The organism is Bradyrhizobium sp. 26S5 (genome assembly GCF_036923295.1).
Lineage (GTDB): Bacteria > Pseudomonadota > Alphaproteobacteria > Rhizobiales > Xanthobacteraceae > Bradyrhizobium > Bradyrhizobium septentrionale.
Map to the genome: position 1 here is coordinate 6,913,962 of NZ_CP145948.1, position 19,647 is coordinate 6,933,608.

Annotated in this window: 13 protein-coding genes; 3 read left to right on the forward strand and 10 right to left on the reverse strand. The window is 65.8% G+C overall.

Features of this window, described 5'->3' with window-relative positions:
- Positions 1-31: 31 nt before the first annotated feature.
- Both V5279_RS32685 and V5279_RS32690 read right to left on the reverse strand, forming a co-directional pair.
- A complete protein-coding gene (locus V5279_RS32685) occupies positions 32-3,763 on the reverse strand; it encodes an AsmA-like C-terminal region-containing protein (protein WP_338691247.1) in 3,732 nt (1,243 codons plus the stop codon).
- Positions 3,764-3,962: 199 nt separating this feature from the next.
- A complete protein-coding gene (locus tag V5279_RS32690) occupies positions 3,963-5,195 on the reverse strand; it encodes a cytochrome P450 (RefSeq protein ID WP_338691248.1) in 1,233 nt (410 codons plus the stop codon).
- Positions 5,196-5,351: 156 nt separating this feature from the next.
- Here V5279_RS32690 and V5279_RS32695 point away from each other — a divergent pair, with 156 nt between their 5' ends.
- The gene (locus V5279_RS32695) at positions 5,352-5,966 is read left to right on the forward strand and encodes a TetR/AcrR family transcriptional regulator (RefSeq protein ID WP_338691249.1); all 615 of its coding nucleotides are present in this window, start codon (positions 5,352-5,354) and stop codon (positions 5,964-5,966) included.
- Positions 5,967-6,071: 105 nt separating this feature from the next.
- Here the strand turns inward: V5279_RS32695 and V5279_RS32700 are convergent, their stop codons facing one another.
- On the reverse strand, positions 6,072-7,364 hold the full coding sequence (locus tag V5279_RS32700; RefSeq protein ID WP_029078853.1) for an MFS transporter: 1,293 nt from the start codon (positions 7,362-7,364) through the stop codon (positions 6,072-6,074).
- 215 nt (positions 7,365-7,579) lie between these two features.
- On the opposite strand from V5279_RS32700, the gene V5279_RS32705 reads away from it, so the two are divergent.
- On the forward strand, positions 7,580-8,047 hold the full coding sequence (locus tag V5279_RS32705) for a hypothetical protein (protein ID WP_338691250.1): 468 nt from the start codon (positions 7,580-7,582) through the stop codon (positions 8,045-8,047).
- A 13-nt stretch (positions 8,048-8,060) separates the two neighbouring features.
- Positions 8,061-8,732: a class I SAM-dependent methyltransferase gene (locus V5279_RS32710; protein ID WP_338691251.1), complete on the forward strand. Its 672-nt coding sequence runs from the start codon at positions 8,061-8,063 to the stop codon at positions 8,730-8,732.
- Here V5279_RS32710 and V5279_RS32715 read toward each other — a convergent pair.
- The 7 genes from V5279_RS32715 to V5279_RS32745 all read right to left on the reverse strand — a co-directional run bounded on the left by V5279_RS32715 (position 8,653) and on the right by V5279_RS32745 (position 19,643).
- Complete coding sequence (locus V5279_RS32715) at positions 8,653-11,784, reverse strand: adenylate/guanylate cyclase domain-containing protein (protein WP_338691252.1); 3,132 nt, start codon at positions 11,782-11,784, stop codon at positions 8,653-8,655. The genes V5279_RS32710 and V5279_RS32715 overlap by 80 nt on opposite strands.
- Positions 11,785-11,927: 143 nt before the next feature.
- Positions 11,928-12,674 carry an ABC transporter ATP-binding protein gene (locus tag V5279_RS32720; protein ID WP_338691253.1) on the reverse strand — a complete coding sequence of 249 codons (747 nt, stop codon included), beginning with the start codon at positions 12,672-12,674 and terminating at the stop codon, positions 11,928-11,930.
- Entirely contained in the window at positions 12,655-14,454 is a 1,800-nt protein-coding gene (locus tag V5279_RS32725; protein WP_338691254.1) for an ABC transporter permease subunit, read from the reverse strand. The genes V5279_RS32720 and V5279_RS32725 overlap by 20 nt, the downstream gene beginning before the upstream one ends.
- Positions 14,454-15,311 carry a branched-chain amino acid ABC transporter permease gene (locus V5279_RS32730; RefSeq protein WP_166304948.1) on the reverse strand — a complete coding sequence of 286 codons (858 nt, stop codon included), beginning with the start codon at positions 15,309-15,311 and terminating at the stop codon, positions 14,454-14,456. The genes V5279_RS32725 and V5279_RS32730 overlap by 1 nt, the downstream gene beginning before the upstream one ends.
- A 19-nt stretch (positions 15,312-15,330) precedes the next feature.
- On the reverse strand, positions 15,331-16,527 hold the full coding sequence (locus V5279_RS32735; protein ID WP_224741786.1) for an ABC transporter substrate-binding protein: 1,197 nt from the start codon (positions 16,525-16,527) through the stop codon (positions 15,331-15,333).
- Between the two features lie 162 nt (positions 16,528-16,689).
- Complete coding sequence (locus V5279_RS32740; protein WP_338691255.1) at positions 16,690-17,673, reverse strand: NAD(P)-dependent oxidoreductase; 984 nt, start codon at positions 17,671-17,673, stop codon at positions 16,690-16,692.
- A 113-nt stretch (positions 17,674-17,786) separates the two neighbouring features.
- Complete coding sequence (locus V5279_RS32745) at positions 17,787-19,643, reverse strand: TRAP transporter large permease subunit (RefSeq protein WP_338691256.1); 1,857 nt, start codon at positions 19,641-19,643, stop codon at positions 17,787-17,789.
- Positions 19,644-19,647 lie beyond the last annotated feature (4 nt).

Genomic DNA, 19,647 nt, shown 5'->3' on the forward strand with positions numbered 1-19,647 from the left:
GAACCGGCACCCACTTCGCTTTAAGAGGCCTTTAGTTCTGCAACGCCGGCCGCGGTGGTGGATTGGCAACCTGCGGCGTCAGCGATAGCGGCGGCCGCAGCGGCTTCGGCCTGAGTGCGCCGGGCAGTGGCTTGACCTCGATCGGTGGCGGCAACGGCGCGACCTGCGGCTGGCTCGCAACCGGCGCAGGCGGCACGACAGAGGGCGCGGTGGCAACCGGCGGCTCGATCGGCGGGATGATCGACGGGGTGATCGACGGTCTTGGCGCCACGATCTTCGGCTTCGCCGGCACACGGCGCGGATCGCGGCCAGGCGCCAGCGCATCCGCAGGAGACACCGCCGCGGCAGGGTTGGACGCATCCGGCGCCGGCCCGGCCGGTGGCGGAACAGCCGCCGGGATCGGTGGCGGCACCGGTTCACCGCGCTCGATCGCGTCGAGCCGTTTGGTCTCGCGATCGATCGCGCGCACCGCAAGCCATGACGACAGCGCCGCAATGTCGATGCTGCGCGACAATCCGTCGGGCGTGCCGATCGCAAGCAGCTGGATTTCCGGGCGGCTAGTGGCCGTGCCAACCTGCGTCGATGCCAGTGCGGCGCGGATGTCGGCCTGGTCGGCCGGAATGTCGTAGCCCCCGGACACGATGGCGTTGGCGCCGTTGGCCGCAAGCGTGGTGGCCGCGACACGAAGACGGCCGTCGCGGATGTTGAAGGGAATTTGCGCCGAGGCGATCGACAGCGCACCGGCTGCGAGCACGGGTTCGACAATCTGCCTCAACCGCGTGTCGTCGGTCGCCTGCCCGGAATCGCTCGCGCGGATCGCTGTGTCGAATGCGCGCGGATCGAGACCCGGAAGGTTCAACCCCTCCAGCGTCACGGTGCCGCTGCCGGACAGCGCGCCCGTCAAAGCCGCGGCGCTGCGGCCCTGCGTCAACAGCGTCATCTGCATCGAGGCGCGTCCCTTGGGCATCGCGAGACTGCGGTAGCGCAAGGCCGAAGCGTCGACGCCCGACAGCTGCACGTTTGCATTGAGCGCCAGTCCGTTGCCGCCCTGTCGCACATCGATGGTGGCGGTCGCTTCGCCGCCACCGATCTTGCCTTTGATGCCGTCGAAAGTCAGCGACTGTCCGTCCGACTTGACGGTGCCGCTGACCGGCTGCAGCTCGGCGCCGCCCGGCAGTAGGCCATGCAGCGCTTCGAACGTGACCTTGCCGCGCCAGGCGCCGGTGAGCCCCGCACCGAGCGGCTCCGTCGCATCGTGCCCGGCGGCACCGATCGCAGTCGCGAATATCGGCGCCAGCGTGATCTGATCGAGGCCGATTTCGCCTTCGACGCTCTTCTGATCGGCAAGCGTCAGCGCGAGGCGGCCACGCAGCCGCGAGCCGGCGACGATGCTGTCGAGATCATCGAAGATCAGCCGGTCGCCTGCGAGCGTCACGCGCGACGACAGGCGGATGCTTGCGACCGGGTCGGATGATTTCAGATTGAGCAGCGGACTGATGTCGGCGCTGCGGACGCGCAGGCTGACGCTCGATTTGGCGTCCTTGGTGGCCTCCCTGGCCCACGGCTCTGCGGTCCCGTCGGCGTCGGCGTCGAGCCCCGCCCCCCAGAGCCTGACCTTGAGCCGCAACGGCGCGCGCCACGCGCCACTCACGGTGCCCTCGATCTGCACCGGGCCCGCGCCGGCCGCGACCGCGCGGTCAAGTCCGAGCAGCGCGAGCAAGGCATTGCCCTCGCCGGCGGAGAATCTTGCCTCGGCGGCAACATCGCTGCGGGTCAGCGCGTCGAAATCCAGCGCATGGATCGCAGCGACCTGCGGCGTCGCCGAAATCACCGTATTGCCCTTGAGCTGCGGCGTGTCGAGATCGAGCGCCGCGCGCGCGCTGACCCGATCGGCCGCCTTGCCCTTGCCGAGGTCGAGCACAAGCCTGGCGCGGACCGGGCCGGCATCGGCGCGGAGCACGCCGAGCCGCGCGGCGAGCGCCGGCGCGAACGGCTGCACGACAGCGGCAAGCCGGCCAAGCGACGCAGCGGTCGCATCGACCGCAAGCTTGCCGGTTGCATTGGCGCGATCGAAATTGCCGCTGCCGTCGAGCGTGACATTGTCGGGCTGTCCGACCTTCACGCGCTCGAGCACGATGTCCTTCGGAGTATAGGCGACCTTCGCCAGCAGCGGCCGCAATTCCTGCCCGGAGGAGATCGCGCGCCCGATATCGAGCGACAGCTGCGCCTCGTCGGGCCATTCGGCTTGCGGTCCGGCCAGCGAGCGGATGAAGGAAGCGGTCGCATCGAGATCGAGCCGCTCCGCCTTCAACTGCGCCTCGACCTTCGATCCGCTGGTCGCCTCGCGATGCACGACCGCAACACGGCCCTCGACCGTGCCGCCGTCGATCTCCGCCTTCATCGCATCGATCGCAAAACCGGCCGGCGACACCGTGACGTCGCCGCGCAGCCGCAGCGGCTTCTGGTTGCGATAGGCAACATCGCTCCGCCCCTGCAGCCAGGTCATCAGCGCGTCGGGATCGGACGATTCGATGTTGAGCCCGGTCTTGAAGCTGTTGGCAACTCCGGCTTGCGCGCTGGCGCCGCTCATCGAGACCCGGGTCGAGCCCGGCGCGCGAAATTCCAGCCGGCGCACCGTCCAGGATTTCGCATCCGATTGCAGCTCTGCCGAGATATCCTGCAACGGACGGCCGCCGAGCATGATCTGCTCGGACGCCAGCTCGAGCTGTGCCGGAATCGGGATTTGCGGCAGGCCCGCCAGGACCGCGCGCATCGCCGGCAGCACCCGCACCGGCTCGACATTGCCGTTGTTGCTATCCTTGGCGGCAAACTTGTCGCCGTCGAGCTGCCGCGCGGTGAGCGAGGCGCGCAGCAGCGGCGCTGCGCCGAAACGCAGATCGCCGTTGCCTGCGAGCTTCAGCGCGCGGTCCTCGGCGCCATAGCTCACCTCGACCTGGTCGAGCCGCGCTGCCGAGTAATCCGACTTCACCTTGGCCGCGATCCGCCACGGCGGTGCATCGCTGCCGCCGCGCTGGCCCGGCGTACCCGCCAGCACCAGGGCCCCTTCGAAGCGCGGCGCACGCGCCTCGAAACTCAGGATGCCGTCGAGATCGGCCGAGACCGGCCGCTGCCCGGGATCAATGTTGAAGTGCATGCGAATGCCGTTGCCATCCGGAGTTTGGCCGGACGAGATCCGAAACGGGTAGCGGTTGCCGTCGAACATGAAGTTGCCGTCACCACGGATCGCGCCGGCCAGCGAGCGGACGTCGCCGCTGAAGGCGACGTCGTTGAGCTCCAGCGTGGTGTGGCTCGCGGCGTCATGCAGCGCGATGCGGCCGGTCAGATTGAGACGGTCGATCGCCAGCGAAGCCAGGTTGAAGGTGCCGCTCGACGGCGACCAGTCGACCCGCCCCTTCGGATCGAGCCCGAGATCAAGCGACACGCCATTGACGGTGAGCTCGGTCGCCCGCCACTCGGCGCGCATCAGCGAGCTCAGGCTGAACTCGACGTCGAGGCTGGCGGCGCGAACCTTGCCGAGATCATTGGCGCCGCCGACGGTGACGGTTTTCAACCGCAGCGAGGGGGCCGGCAGCAGGCGCGCGTCAAGATTGCCGGCAACCCGGACCGGCGCGCCGATGATCTTGCTCGCCTCCGCCTCGAACTGCGGCCTGAACTGGTTCCAGTCGACGAAATACGGACCGACCAGCGCGGCGACCAGTGCAAGGATGAAGGCAATTGCCAGTCCGAGCAGCGTCGTCTGCACGGTGTCTCCCTTTGAGCCAGCTCCGCGGCAGCCTGCTGATGCTGAACCGTTGGCCGGAGCAGCCCAAATATAGAGACAAGTATGGCGAAGTCACAGCGGCTTTACCGCGGCGACGTCAGGCGAAGGTGGATTATCGCTCAAGCCTGCGTGCACGCCGGCCGTCGCGGCAGGATCGCCGTCCTGCCGCAAATCCGGTTTGTCACCAGCTCGCCGGCAGCCGCTTCAACCCGCGCAGCACGAAGGTCGGCCGCCACTCCGGGTTTTCCGCGTCATCGAGCCGCAGATCCGGGATTCGCCGCAACAGCGTCGAGATCGCGATCTCGGCCTCGATCCGCGCCAGCTGGGCGCCGAGGCAGAAATGGATGCCGCCGCCGAACGACAGCGGCTTCACGTTCGGCCGCTGGATGTCGAGCTTTTCGGGATGATCGGGGTAGACAGCCGGATCGTGATTGGCCGAGCCCAACAGGCACAGCACGCTCTCGCCCTTCGGGATCCGCTTGCCGCCGAGATCCTCGATGTCTTCGAGGGCGACGCGGCCGGTCAGCTGCACCGAGGAATCGTAGCGCAGGAACTCCTCGATCGCATTGGTGATCAGGCCGGGATTGGCCTTCAGCAGCGCGAGCTGGTCCGGGTTGCGATAGAGCGCGAGCAGACCGTTGCCGATCAGGTTCACGGTCGTCTCATGGCCGGCACCGAACAGCAGGATGATGTTGCCGGTCAGCTCCTCATTGGTGAGCTTCTGGCCGTCCTCTTCCGCCTGCACCAGCTGCGTGGTGAGGTCGTCGCCGGGCTGCTTGCGGCGCAGCTCGAACAGCTGACGGAAATACATCGCCGCCATCGCATTGGCGGCGTTGCCCTGCTTGATCTCCTCGGGCGACAGCGGGACCGGCTCAAGGATGCGGCCACCGTCGCGCGAGCCGTTGTAGAAGGCCTCGCGGTGTTCCTCGGGGATGCCGAGCATGTCGCAGATGATCGTCACCGGGAGGCGGAAGGCGAAGTCCTCGATCAGGTCCATCCTGCCCTGCGGGATGATGCGGTCGAGCGTCTCGTCGACGACGTGCTGGATGCGCGGGCGCATGTCCTCGACCCGGCGCGCCGTGAACGCCTTGACGACGAGGCCACGCAGGCGGGTGTGATCCGGCGGATCCTGCTGCAGCATCCAGTGGCTCATGCTGCGGAAGACCGGCTCCTCCAGGATCTTCGGGCCGTAACGGCGGATGCTGCGCTCGGCAAAATCCTTGCCGAACCGCTTGTCGCGCAGCACGAGGCTCGCCTCGGCGTGACGGCTGGCGACGAAGGCGCCGTGCACATTGACATGCATCGGGTCGAGACGCCGCAACCGCTCATAATACGGATAGGGGTTGCGAATGAATTCGGGCGCCAGTGGATTGAAAAGCGGCTCGCCGCTGGCCGGCTGAACTTGCTCGTTCATGGTGACCTCGTTCGTTCGCTGCGCCGGTGCCTGTACCCTGGCGCGCCTTGGTGTCATCCTCAAGACCGCACCATCACGGGTGCGGCAATTCAGCTTCTGTCAAATGCAACTCGATACACTCTTGTATCGAGTTGCATTGTGCCCTAAAATGCGCGGATGTCAAGGGTTCGAACCAGACCGACACGGGACGACACCTGCGAGAAGCTGTTCGAGGCGGCGGCGCGGGTGTTCGAGGAACAGGGAATCGGCGGCGCCAGCATCGAGGCGATCGCGGCCGCGGCGGGATTCACCCGCGGCGCCTTCTATTCGAACTTCAAGAGCAAGGACGAGCTGATCATCGCGATGCTCGAGGATCACGTCGAGCAATCGATCCGGCGATGTCTCGACCTGCTGGCCCAACACCAGAACCTTGCCGACTTCCTCGAGGCGCTCCGCACCATGGATCGCAGCCGGCAGGACCCGCTCGGCCGCTCACCGCTGCTGCACATGGAGATGATCCTGTTTGTCGCACGCGCGGAAAAGCGGCGGCCCGAACTGGCAAAACGGCTGCGCGCGCGGCGCAAGCTGATCGCGGATATCGTCACCACCACGGTGAAGAATGCCGGCCGGAACGGCGCGCTCAACCCGGAATGGACCGGCGCGATCGTGCTGGCGCTGGAGGACGGTTTCCGGCTGCACCGCCTGATTGATCCGGAGACCACGCCGGCGGACAGCTTCCTGCGCGCGATCACCGACCTGCAGCGCGCTATCGGCGTTTCGTCCGCCCGCTAGAGCGTTTTCGAGCGAAGTGGCTACCGGTTCGCGTGAAGAAAACGCGTCAAAACAAGAATCTGGAGTCCCCGTTCTGATTCCATCGGAACGGAAAAGGCTCTGGGCTCAGGCCGCGCTCGCGATCTTGTGTATTTGTCCGGCGACGGCGCGCACCTTGCCGGGCGACGCCTGCCAGATCGCGAAGGCGGACAGCAGGCTGACGGCGATCCCGAGCAGGAACGCGCTGGTATAGCTGCCCGACAGATCATAGAGCTGGCCGGTGATCCAGGGACCGGCGGCCCCGCCGGCCAGCGCCGCCAGCATTACGGTACCGAAAATGCTGCCGTAATGCCTGCCCTGGAAGATCTCCAGCACCACCGGCCCCATCACCGATGTCAGGCCGTAGCCGAGCGCGCCCTGGGTGAAGACCATCAGATAGATCAGCGCCATGCTCGGCCAGTATTTCAGCGCAGCCAGCGCCGCAAAGCAGATCACGAAGCCGAAGCATGCGATCGCCCACACCCATTCCCGGCCGATGCGATCGGAGAGATGCCCGAGCCAGATCTGGCCGGGAATGCCGAGCAGGCTGACGACGCCGAGTGCCCAGACCCCGACATTGGAGCTGAAGCCGATGTCGAGCAGGAATTTGGTCTGGTGCACCTGCACCGCATACCAGATGTACAGCCCGCAGAAATAGCCGATCGCGATCCACCAGAACCGCGCGGTGCGCAGCGCCCGCGACAGCGTCCAGTCGGTGCCGGCCCACACCGGATCGACGATGTTCGATGCCGGCTTGGCCGATGTCGCCGTCGGCGCGGCATCGCCGTCCGGCTGCAGGCCGATATCCTCCGGCCGCTTGTGCAGCAAGAGATTGATCGGCGCCAGCACGACCAGCACCACGATCCCCATGGCGGTGCAGGCGGTGCGCCAGCCGGTCTGCTCGATCATGTGCTGCACCCATGGCAGCAGGGTCACCGAGCCGATGCCGACGCCGGCGAAGGCGAGCCCGATCGCCAGCCCGCGGCGGCGGATAAACCAGTTCGGCACGAACAGCGACTGGCCGGAATAGCCGAGGCAGACGCTGCCGGAGCCGACCAGCACGCCGATCGTGAGATAGAGGTGCCAGGGTTGCGTGGTCAGCGGCGCCAGCAGCAGCCCTGAGCCCATCAGCAGCACGCCAAGCTCCATCACTGCGCGCGGACCGCTGCGGTCCATCAGCCGGCCGATCAGCGGGCTTGCGATCGCCGAGGCGACGAAGCCGAACGAGAATGCCCCCGCCGTGACACCACGCTCCCAGCCGAACTCGGAGATGATCGGCGGATAGAACAGCGAGAATGCGGTGCGCGCGTTGACGCCGATCGCCATGGTAACGAAGGTCACCGCGACGATGATCCAGCCGTAGTAAAAGGGGAGTCGCATGGTAACACTGTGGAATGGGATGGATAAGAAGCCAACCGGACCGGGGGCTCACGAAAAGCATTGCCTTTGCATCATGCACGGTCAACTCTGTGAAGCAATTCATAGACAGCGGAGCAAACCGGTGGTTGTACCATCGGACAGCCATCCGCTCACAGCTAGCCGGAAGCCGGGAAGCGGGCTATCATGGCTTTTTCAGGAGGAACACAATGGGTGGATTGGTTGCCGACAGTTACGTCCCCGACGTTCTGCAACAGATGAATTCCCGGCTTATTGGCGAAGCCCTGACCGAAATGGTCCAGTTTCAGAAGGAGTTCAAGGTCTTCTCATCGCAGCATACGCTGGAGACGTCCTTCAAGTTGCTCAATATCGCGCCGGTTGGCGATGCGGATCGCAAGGGGTTTTTCAAGTTTCTGGGCCTGCTGAAGAAGACGGGCGCGTCAGTCGACGGCAAGGCAACGAAGCTGACTGGACACGATCAGATCATCGCATCGCTGCAGGGCAATCTCGAGAGCAGCAGGCCGTTGTCGGTGCACTTTACCTCGCACCCAGCGGAGTCTCCGAAGGGCGTCGTGAAGGTGACCTCAGGCGATCGCGTCTTCAATTTTTCCTCTCTGGTTTTTCTCACGATCTCGATGCCAATGATCAACGCCGACCGCCCGAAGGCCGGCGCGCGCAAGAAGTGACCTGACCTCGGCGATGCTCGATCCGCACGCCAAGGTTCGCGACTATTATTCAGGAACACTGGAGCGTCACGGCCCGACCCCGCTCGGGGTCGACTGGCCGAACGTGCTCTCGCAGTATCTGCGCTTCGTGCAGCTCGTGAAGCTGTGCGATTTCGGGCGGCCGTTCAGCCTGAACGATTTCGGCTGCGGCTATGGCGCGTTGCTGGAGTTCCTGGCAATGCGGCATGGCGATGCCGAGGTGACCTATCGCGGCATCGACATTTCGCCGGCGATGATCGCGGCCGCCCGCGCCCGCTGGGCCGGCAACACGCAGGCCGTGTTCGCCGAGGGTTCGCAGTGTGGCGCACTCGCCGACTATTCTCTGGCAAGCGGGATATTCAACGTCCGGCTCGGTCATCCGGTCGCGGCGTGGGAAACGTATGTCGAGGCGATTCTCGCCGATCTTGCGGCCCACAGCGGGATCGGCTTCGCCGTCAACTTCATGCTGCCGCGTGACGAAGGGCGCGCCGAAACCGGGCTCTATCGGATCGCGCCGGAGCGCTGGATCCGGTTTTGCGAGCAGTTCGGTCACGTCGAAACAGTCGCCGACTACGGCATGCCCGAATTCACGCTTCTTGTCCGCAGGACGACGACTGCACGACCGGAAACAGGCGTTCATAGGGTGAGGCGCCGGTCTCCTCGATGAGAAGCCGGGCCCGCGCAAGCAGCTCGCTCAACCGATACTGCGGGTAGCGCAAGCTATCCGCGTTGACCACATGCGCCAGCACCAGCGTCGAGCGGCATTCGGCGAGCCGCGCCCGCCGCTCCCTCGCGACCGCGATCCCCTGTTCAGCGGCGCCGAAGGCCGCGGCCAGGCTGTTGCTCCTCAGATGAATCTCGGCGAGGAATGCCAGCATGTCGCTTTCATATTCGAGGCCGGCGAAAGCCTCCCGCGCGAGCCGGATCGCCGATTCAATCTTCTGGATCGCCGCAACGTGTTCCCCCGCCAGCGACAGCGCCAGTCCGCGGCAGACGCTCGCATACACCGCGACATAGGGTGTGTCGTTTCTCCTGGCGATCTCCTCGATACGCAGGCTGTGAAGATCGGCAAGCTTTTCGTCCCGCGTCAGCCAGGCCATCTCGACTCCGGCATGATGCGGAATGAACAGGACCGCCGGATCGGGATGGCCGCTCTCGCTGGCGACCAGTTTGGCGATTCTCTCTCGCGCGACATCGAAACTGCCCGTCCGCGCCAGCAACCGCGCATGCAGACCCTCAACCCATCGTTTCACATTGAAGCCGAGCGGCGCTTCGTGGGCCTTCTCGATGCTCGCAATGTGCTTGAGCGCGGTCTCGCCGGCCGCAAGTGCTTCCCGAAGCTTGCCGGCATAGCCGTAGGCCTGACACAGGAACACCTGCATCATCGTCCTGATGCTCGGGTCCTCGGAGACCTCGATCGCCTCCAGCAGCTGCCTCACATATTCGTCCGCCGAGCCCGTACCGGCGGAGACCCGGCCAAAGGCGGCGAGCAGCAGGACCTCCCAGAGCGAGTCCTTGAGGTCCCGCGCGGCAGCCAACGCCTCGCGGAAGAACGGGGCAGCCTCTTCGGCGCTGATACCTTCGCGCCAGCCAAGGATCAACACTTGACCGGATGCGTGCATGCGCAGCCGATCGGTTTCCGGCGAGCGCGGCAACGATTGCAGCAACAGCCGAACCTTGAGCCACGACTTCATCCCCAGCCGCGAATTGGTCGTGCCGATCCAGCTCGCCGAACGGGCCAGATAGTTGGCTGCGGATCCGAAATCCTTGGCCGATTCGAAATGATACGCGATCAGATTGGCGTATTCGCCCAGCCGGTTATGGTAGAATCGCTCGAGCGCGCTCGCGACCGCCTGATGCAGTTCGACGCGGCGGGTGCGCAGCTGCATCGCATACGCGACCTCCTGGATCAGCGGATGGCGGAACGCGTATCGATCGTGCTCGATCTCGCTGGCGACCTCCTGGATCAACTCGAGATGCGACAATCGGCCGAGGATACCGACGAGATCGTGGTAGCTTGCACGTGCCACTTCGGCCAGCACTGAAAACGGGAATTCCCGCCCGATCGTGGCGCCGACCTGCAGCACTTCCTTGTCCATCGGCGCGAGACGGTCGATGCGTGCACCGATCACAGTCTGGACCGTAGCCGGCAGCGTCTCGGGCGATGCCTGCCCGGACATCTCGTATTCGCCGGGCCGGCCGGTCAGATCGCCACTGTCTATCAGCGAACGGACCAACTCCTCCGCAAAGAACGGATTCCCGCCGCTTCGTTCAACGATGCGGTCGGAGATTGCGGCCGTGGATGGATGATCGCCGATCATGTCGCTGATCAGCGCGGAGACATCCTCGTCGCGCAGTTCGTCGAGCCGGATTTCGTGGAATCCCGGCCCCTCCTGCCACGGCGCATGATAGGTCGGCCGATACGTGAGAATGATCAGGGCGCGGCTGACCTGCGCAACATTCACCAGCGCCGAGACGAACTCGATGCTCGCTTCGTCGAGCCAGTGGATGTCCTCGATGATGATCACCGACGGTGTGCGGGTGCCGTCACGTACGAGACTTGCGACGAGATTGACGAGCCGCGTATGCCGCGTCTTTGGATCCAGCGCGGGCGCCGGCGATTGGGTGTCGCGGATGCCGAGAAAATCGGCGAGCAACGCCACGTCTTCCATCAAGTGGGGGACCGAGGACTCGATCCGCGCCGCGACCTTGGCGCGCGCCGTCTCCGCATCGTCGATCGAGGCGATCCGGAAGAAATTGCGGAAGAATTCCAGCAGCGGCTGTAGCGGACCGGAATGGTCGTAGGGCGATGCGCTTGCCTCCTGCACCGGCACCAGGCGTTCCTTGACGCTGCGGGCAATTTCGAAGCACAGGCGGCTCTTGCCGAGACCTGGCGGCGCCGAAATTCCGATCACCTTGCCGGCGCCCTGCTCGGCTCCGGCAAATGCCTCCTGGAGGATGGCAAGCTCGGCATCGCGCCCCCGATAGGTGCCGACGACGGCATCACGGAACGGCGCGCGAGACGGCTTCATGCCGACCAGCCGGTAGACGCCGATCGGCCGCGGAAATCCCTTCACGTTCTGATGGCCCAGGGCACGCGCATCGCAAGATGCCTGCACCAGCTTGAACGTCGACTCCGTGACGCAAATGTCGCCCGGCTGGGCCATATGCTCAAGCCGGCTCGCCAGATGCACGGCGGCGCCGTAGACGCTTTGCTCCTTGGTGAATTTGTCGGGCACGCCCGCGACGATTTCGCCGGAATGGATGCCGACGCGCAGCACGATGCCGTTGTCCCGCGACGACTGCATCATGGCGAGCGCGGCCTGGCAGGCGCGCAGCGCATGGTCTTCCTGGGCGTGCGGAATACCGAAGATCACCATCAATCCGTCGCCCATGCTGCGCATGATGGTGCCGTGAAACTGCTGGACCGCATGGCCCATCCGCGCCAGCGCGGGCGGCAGGCGATCGAGCGCAAGCTCGGGATCGTTGTCGCCGATCAGTTCGGTGGAGCCGACGATGTCGGCAAACATCACGGTGACGACCTTGCGTTCGCCAACCGTCTGGGCCTGGTCGAGACGCTCACCACAGGCGCCGCAAAATCGCGCCGCCTCGAGATTGGGATGCCGGCAATTCGGGCAGACGGCAGAAAAATTCAGCCCGCACGACCGGCAGACGCCATCTTCGGTCAGGGTCTCGGCTTGACAGGCCGGGCACAGCATTCACACCACCTTCCCGATCCCGTCCGTTTACAGGCTCCGGCACATCCTAACACAATCGGGGGGCCGGCCGCATGAGGCCTCATGAAGCCAGAATCGGCGTCCGGCGCCAAGTCTTACCTTTGAGCACACGGGGTAAGGCGGGCTCAAGCACCTAGCGCGTGGCTTTCATGGCCGAAATAGGCGCGCTCGAGCCTGTGCGCGAGGTCACTCTCGCCGGTCGGCGCCTCCAGCGCGATCGCACCCTGCACCAGCGCGTAGACCCGATCGGCACAGGCCAGCGCCTTCTCGAGCAATTGTTCGACCAGCAGCACCGAGGTGCCCTGCTCCCGCAGCCGGCCGATCACATTGAGGACACGATCGACCAGCACCGGCGACAGTCCGGCCGAGGGCTCGTCCAGCATCAGGAGCCGGGGGCGGCGAACCAGGCCTTGCGCCACGGTCAGCATCTGCTGCTGTCCGCCCGACAACGCGCCGCCGCGCTCATGGCGCTTCTCGGCGATCTCGGGGAAGAACGCCAACGCCTCTTCGATGCGTACAGTCCGTTCGGCGCGCGGCAGGTCGTAGCCGGCGAGCAGCAGATTGTCGGTGACCGAGATCTGCGTGAACACGCGGTGTCCCTCGATCACGTGCACCAGCCCGGCACGCGCGGCATCGCGCGGCGAGGCGTTGGTCATGTCGCGTCCGCCGAACCGGACCTGCCCGGCAGTGACCGGCAACAGTCCCGACATCGCGCGCAGCAACGTGGTCTTGCCGGCGCCGTTCGGACCGAGCAGTGCGACGACCTCCCCGGCGGCGATCGTCAGGTCGATGCCGTGCAGCACGCGGATCTTGCCGTAGCCGGACTCCAGCGCGCTCACGTTAAGCAGGGGTTCAGCCGCCGAGATAGGCACTGACGACCTCCTTGTGCACACGGATCTCCGCCGGGGTTCCCGCCGCCAGCGTGCGGCCAAGATTGAGCACGGTGACCTGGTGGCAGATGTCGAAGATCAGATCGGCATGATGCTCGACCAGCAGCACACCGGTGCGGCGGGCGCAGACCGCCTTGATCAGGATCGCGAGCCGCTCGATCTCGTCATTGGAGAGGCCCGCCGCGGGCTCGTCGAGCAGCAGGAAGTCCGGATCGAGCATCAGCGCCCGCGCGATCTCGATGAAGCGCAGTTCGCTGTGCTGCAGACGGTCGGCGCGCACATCGGCGAGCGCCTCGAGGCCAACGACGCCGAGCAACGCGCGCGCCTTGGCGGCGAGCAGACGCTCGTCGGCGCCGTTGCGCGGCAGTGCCAGCATCGCCTCGACGAAATTGGCCCTGCCCTCGATCGAACCGCCGATCATGACGTTCTCCAGCACCGAGGCTTCGCCGATCACCCGCGGGGTCTGGAAGGTGCGCGCGATGCCGCAAGCGGCACGCATCACCGGCTGGCCCGCGGCCAGCACCGCATCGCCGAGCGTCATGCTGCCGGCCTTCGCGGCGTAATAGCCCGAGATCACGTTCAGCGTGGTGGTCTTGCCGCTGCCGTTCGGCCCGATCAGGCCGTGGATCTGGCCGGGCGCGACGTCGAGGTCGAGGCCGTCGATCGCCTTCACATTGCCGAAGCTCAGCGCGATGCCGCGCAGCTGCAGCGTCTTGCCGCAATCGCGCCGGCGCACGATGGCGGCGAGCGCGGCCGGGCGCGGCACGATGGTGCGGTTGCTGGCGAGCGGGCGACGGTTGCGGAAATCGAGCAGCGCGGCGATGCCGCCGGGCATCACCAGCACGATCACGAGCAGCAGCACCGCGTAGAGGAAGGTCGACCAGGCCGCGAGCGGCGCCGCGATCTCCGGCAGGATGGTCAGGATGATGGTGCCGAGCATCGGCCCGAGGATCGAGCCGCGGCCGCCGATCAGGATCGCGATGAAGAACAGCACCGAGAGATCGAAGGTGAACGCGTCTGGCGTGATGTAGGTCTGCAAGGTCGCGAACAATCCGCCGGCGATCGCCGCCAGCGCACCGGCGAACAGGAAGATCGCGATCAGCATTTTCGGCTTGGAGATGCCGCTGGCTTCGGCGGCCACCTCGGCGTCGCGCACCGCGATCAGCGCCCGGCCGAACCGGCTGCGCGCCACATTGGCGCTCATCCAGGTGGTGACGACCGCGAAAGCGATACAGAGGCCGTAGAACCCCCACGGCGTGTTGAACGGCGCCGGGAATTCGGGACCGGCAATGCCGATGCCGCCTCCGGTCACGCTCTGCCAGGCCAGTGCGATCTGGGTCACAATGGTCGCAAAGCCCAGCGTCGACATCGCAAAGTAGAAGGTGCGCAGGCGTAGGGCCGGCAGGCCGACGATCACGCCGAAGATCGCGCCGATGAGGCCTGCGATCGGCAAGGCGGCAAATACCGGAATTGCCGGCATCACATTGCCGGCGACCAGCACGCTGGTGGTGTAGGCGCCGAGCGTCAGCAGCGCGACATAGCCGATCGCAAGATGGCCGGCAAAGCCGACGACCAAATTGAGGCCCGACACCAGCACCCAGTAGATCGCCGCGCGGGTGCCGATCAGCACCCAGTAATCATTGCTGACGAAGGGCAGCAGCAGGGCCAGCACCAGAATGCCGAGGAACGGCACGAGGTGCGGCAGCGCCGCACGCCATGCGCCGCTATCGGTTCGGGGCGGAGCGGCGGCGACCGATGTCATCACACCCTCCGCGCGGTCGAGGCGCCGAACAGCCCCTGGGGAGCCGCGAGCAGCACCACGATGAACAGCGTGAACACCGCGACCGAGGAGAAGATGCCGCCGACCAGGAAGTTCGCCGCCTGCTGGAACAAGCCGAGCGCCAGCCCGCCGATGATCGCGCCTCTGTTGTTACCGAGCCCGCCGAGCGCCACCGGCACGAAGCCGTAGAAGTTCAGCAGCGCGCCATTGGCAAAGAAGGCTAGCAACAATTGCCCGCCGGAAAATCCGGCGATGCCGCCGACCACGCCGGCAAGCGCGTAGCTCGCAACACGCAGATTGCGCTCGGGCAGGCCGAGCGCCCGTGCCGCGAAATTGTCCTCGGCGATGGCGAGGAACGCGCGACCGACCAGCGTGCGGCGGTAGAGATATTCGAGGCCGATGATGGTGACGGCGCAGGCGGCAACCGGCAGCCAGAATTTTTCGTCCCAAACGCCCTCACCGAATCCTGCGATGCGCGGGAACGGCTGCGGCTCGGTGCCCCATTTGATCGCCGTGACCTGCTGGATCATCAGCGCGACCGCAAGCGTCGAGAGCACGTAGAGATGCTGGTCGAGGCTCTTGAGCACCGGCCGCACCGCGACGAATTCGGTGATGATCCCGATCACCGCGCAGCAGAGCAGCGTCAGCACGAAGCCGACCGCGATCGGCAGGCCGAGCTTCAGCGTGAACATCGAGCCGAACACGCCGCCCAACATCGCAAGCTGTCCCGCGGTGAAGCTCATCACCCGCGAGGTCGAGAACATCGTGTTGTAGGTGACGCCGACCAGCGCGTAGATCGCGCCCGCCGCGAGACCGGATGCAAGGATCGAGGCCAGCATCGGCTGCGTCCTCGCCCTGCTATGTGTACCCCGGCGCCAGCGCGAAGGTGCCGTCCTTGGCGGTAGAGGCCTCCGACATCACGATCTCTTCGGTCAAATAGCCGTTATGCTGGGTCGGCGAGAAGCGGTAGTTGCCGAAATAGCCGGGATAGGTCGACAGCGAATTCCAGTAGCTGATGATGCCGGCGCTGTCGGTCGAGCCGCTCTCCGCGACCGCCTTGGCGATCAGCTCGATGCAGTCGATACCACCCGCGACCCACCACAACAGCGTATCATTCAGCGCGACATTGGCCTTGGCCAGGCGCGCGACCAGGTCCGCGCTCTTCGGCGGCAGCTTGCCGGCGCCGTCATAGCTGCAGCTCTTGTAGCCGATCGCATAGACCTTCTTCCAGCTCTCCGGTTTTGCAACCAGGTTCGCCAGCTCGCCGGAGGCCATCGACGGATGCCCGACGAAGGGAACGTCCCAGTTCATCGCGGCGCGGGTGTTGAACATGCGCGCCTCCATGCCGGTCGAGACGCTCCACACCACGATCGCCTCGGCGCCGGCATTCTTGGCGCGCAGCATGTCCGGCGTCATGTCGGGCTGGGTGGCGTCGATATTGGCCTGATAGGACACCTCGGCGCCGTCCTTCTTGAACGCCGCGACCGACGCGCCGACCGCGGTGACGCCATAGCCGGTGGTGTCGCCGATCACCGCGACCTTCTTCACCTTGAGGATCTTCAGGCAGTAATTGCGCACGGCATCGTCCCATTGATTGTTCGACGGCGCGATGCGGAACGCATTGGGGAACTTGACCGGATCGATCAGGGTCTCGACGACGCAGGGGTGCAGGTCGGGCATCTTGGCGCGCGCCATGATCGGCGTGGTGGCCAGCGCCTCGCCCGAATTCAACGGGCCCCAGATCGCGTGAACCTTGGCCTGGCTGATCAACTCCTGGGTGGCGTTGACCGCCTTGGTCGGATCGCCCTGGGTGTCGCGCATCACGAGCTCGATCTTGCGGCCCTTGACCCCGCCGGCGCCGTTGATGGCATCGACCGCGAAATTGACGCCCCGGTTGAATCCGACGGTCGGCGCCGAACTCGGGCCGGTGATCGCCGCGAGACAACCGATCTTGATCGGTTCCGATTGTGCTGTTGCAGGAGCCGGGAAGGAGAATGATGCGGCGCCCAATGCGCCGGCGCTGCCCAATAAAACGTCACGGCGTGAAATGGCCATGTGATGCACTCCCTGTTTCCCTCTCGGCGCCCGTCGTTTGTTGCGGGACGTCCGTTGATTGATTGTCCGCGCGCTCGGGGCCGCGGTTTTGCAGGATCAAGTTTGAGCTGGATGTAAAGGTCTTGTCCAGCCCCGCGGACGGTATTGGGATCAGTCGAACTTTCATGGCCGCGGCCGCCGCGTCCAGCGCTCGGCATTGACAGCGCCGACAGGTATCTCGCCGGCGACGATCTTCGCGACCTGGCGCACGGTTTCCGACGACTGATGCTCGATCGCCTGCGGGGTCAGGCCGCCGACATGCGGGGTTGCGATCACATTGCGCAGCTTCGCGAGCTCCGGCGTCGGCATCTGATCGGGCGCACGGCCGACATCCATCGCCGCGCCGGCAATGTGGGCATCGCGCAGCGCGGCCGCCAGCGCCGCCTCATCGACCAGATTGCCGCGCGACAGGTTGATGAAGAATGCATGCTTCTGCATCCGCGCCAGTGCGGCTTGCCCGATCAAATTCTCGGTCTCGGCGTTGGCGATCGCGAGACAGACGACATAGTCGGCGCTTGCCAGGAGATCGTCGAGCGGCAGATGCCGGATCGCGGCATCGTCTGACGTCACGAAGGGATCCGCGACCAGCACATTCATGCCGAGCACTTTTGCGATCCCGGCAAGATAGCGCCCGATGCTGCCATAGCCGATGATGCCGACCGTGCTTCCCGCAAGCTGGTGGCCCATCACGACCTCAGGCGCCCTGCCCGCATGGTAGTCCGCGGTCGCGCGCGAGACGCCGCGCGACAGATCGACCATGAAGCCGAGCGCAAGCTCGGCGACCGACTGCACGAAGCCGGCGCTCGCCTGCGTCACCAGCACGCCGGCGGCAGACGCTGCCGCGACGTCGATGTTGCGGATATCGACCGCACAGCGGACGAAGGCGCAGAGCTTCGGCAGAAGCGGGAAGATTTCGCCGGGCCCCTGCGTCATGCGATCGGCGACGATGATGTCGACATCGGCCGCGGCCCTGACCAGCGCAGCCGCGTCCAGCGCCTCATCGCCGTCATGCAGCCTGACGTCGGCGACCGCGCGCAGGTCGTTCAGGCTGCGCTCGCCGTAATAGTCGCGGCGCATCTGCGGGGTATGGGCGAGCAGTACCTTCACGCTTCTCTTCCCCTCGATCGTGATGCGATTATGAGAAATCGCATCACGATCTCGTCTCTTTGTTTGAGCATGATCTTTTCGGAAAACCGGTTCCCACTTTTCCGGATCATGCTCTAATAACCCAACGCATGCGGCAAGGCCGTGCTGATCGCCGGTACGAAGGCGATCACCAGGAGGCACAGCAACAGCAGGCCGAGATAGCCTGAGATCGGCTTGACGGTCTGCTCGATCGGCACATTGCCGATCAGGCAGGCGCCATAGAGCCCAAGGCCAAGTGGCGGAGCAAAGAGCCCGAGCCCCATCGCGATCACCAGCACGACGCCGAAATGCAGGGGATCGATGCCGAGCTTGACGGCAACCGGCAGCAGCAGCGGCCCGAAGATGATCAGTGCCGCGGCGCCCTCCAGCACCGACCCCATCACCACCAGCACCGCGATCGACAGCAGCATGAACAGCCAGACGCCATGGCTGCCCGATATCGCCAGCATGAGGTCGCCGACCGCGTGGGGCACCTGCTGCAGCGTCAGGATGAAGGCCAGCGACTGCGCGGCGGCGACGATGAACAGCACCAGCCCCGAACGGGTGGCCGATTGCACGAAGCAGTGCGCGAGGCTCTTCGCGCTGAGTTCGCGGAACAGCAGGCTACCGACGGCGATGGCATAAACGGCGGCGAAGGCGGAGATCTCGGTTGCGGTGGCGAAACCGCTCTTGAAGCCGAAGAAGATCATGAAGATCAGCCCGAACGAGGCGATCGCGCCGGTCCACAGCCCCGACACCGCGGTGCGCGGCTCAGCGTCCTGGTTCGCGGCAGGACGCTTGCCGAAGATGATCGACACCGCGATCAGCGCCAGCGCCATCAGCGCGGCCGGCAGCATGCCGGCGACGAACAGCCCGCCGATCGAGAGATTGGCGACGAAGCCGAGGATGATCAAATTGATGCAGGGCGGAATGGTCTCCGCCATCACAGCGGAAGCCGCAAGCAGCGCCACCGCGCCGCCCGGATTCTGCCGCGAGCGGCGCGCCGCCGGGATCAGGACCGAACCGACCGCGGCGACATCGGCCATCTTCGAGCCCGAGATGCCGGAGAACAGCACCATCGACATCACCATCACGACGTTGAGCCCGCCGCGCATCCGTCCGACCGCGCGCTGCAACAGCTCGATCAGCCGGACCGACATGCCGTTGGCTTCCATCAGATAGCCGACCAGGATGAAGAACGGGATCGCCAGCAGCACGAAATTGTCGATGCCGCGCGCCATCTGCTGGGCGAAGATCACGCCGGGGAGCGTGCCCTCCACCCAGATGAAGATCAGCGCCGCCAGCGCCAGCGCAAAGCCGATCGGCAGTCCGCCGAACAGCGTGAGGAAGAAGCCGATCAGCATCAGCGCCTGCGACGACGGCACCGACGACGGCGCCAGCGCATCCCAGGCCAGATAGAGGCCCACGATGACGGCGGTCACGGCGATGCCGGCCACCATGTCGCGCAGCGGCCGGCCGCAGAAGGTCTCGAACGCGAAGATCGTCATGAACGAAGCGCCAGCGCCCATCGGGTAGAACGTCCATTCCAGCGGCAGGCCGGAGCCGGAGGTCTGGCCGGTGGTCAGCCAGCCCATCTTGATGGCGTTGAACGCAACGTAGAAGGCGATGATGGCGACGAGCAGCGCACCGACCGCATCGACGACCCGCCGCACGCCCGTCGGCAGCATGTCGACGAAGAAGGCGACGCCGAGATTCTCGCTGCGTGCCAGCGCGCTGGCGGCGCCGAAGAAGCTCGAGCCGACCATCAGGCCGCGGGCGACGTCGTCGGACCACTCGACCGGCGCATTGAACAGGAAGCGCGCCAGCACCGACACGCAGACCACCACGAGATCTGCGGCAAGCAGGATCGCGGCGATCGCGTCGCTGACGGCGAGCAGCGGCGCCGTGATCCGCTCAGCGCTGCTTCTCGTCGCGACTGCGGCGACCGACATGCGC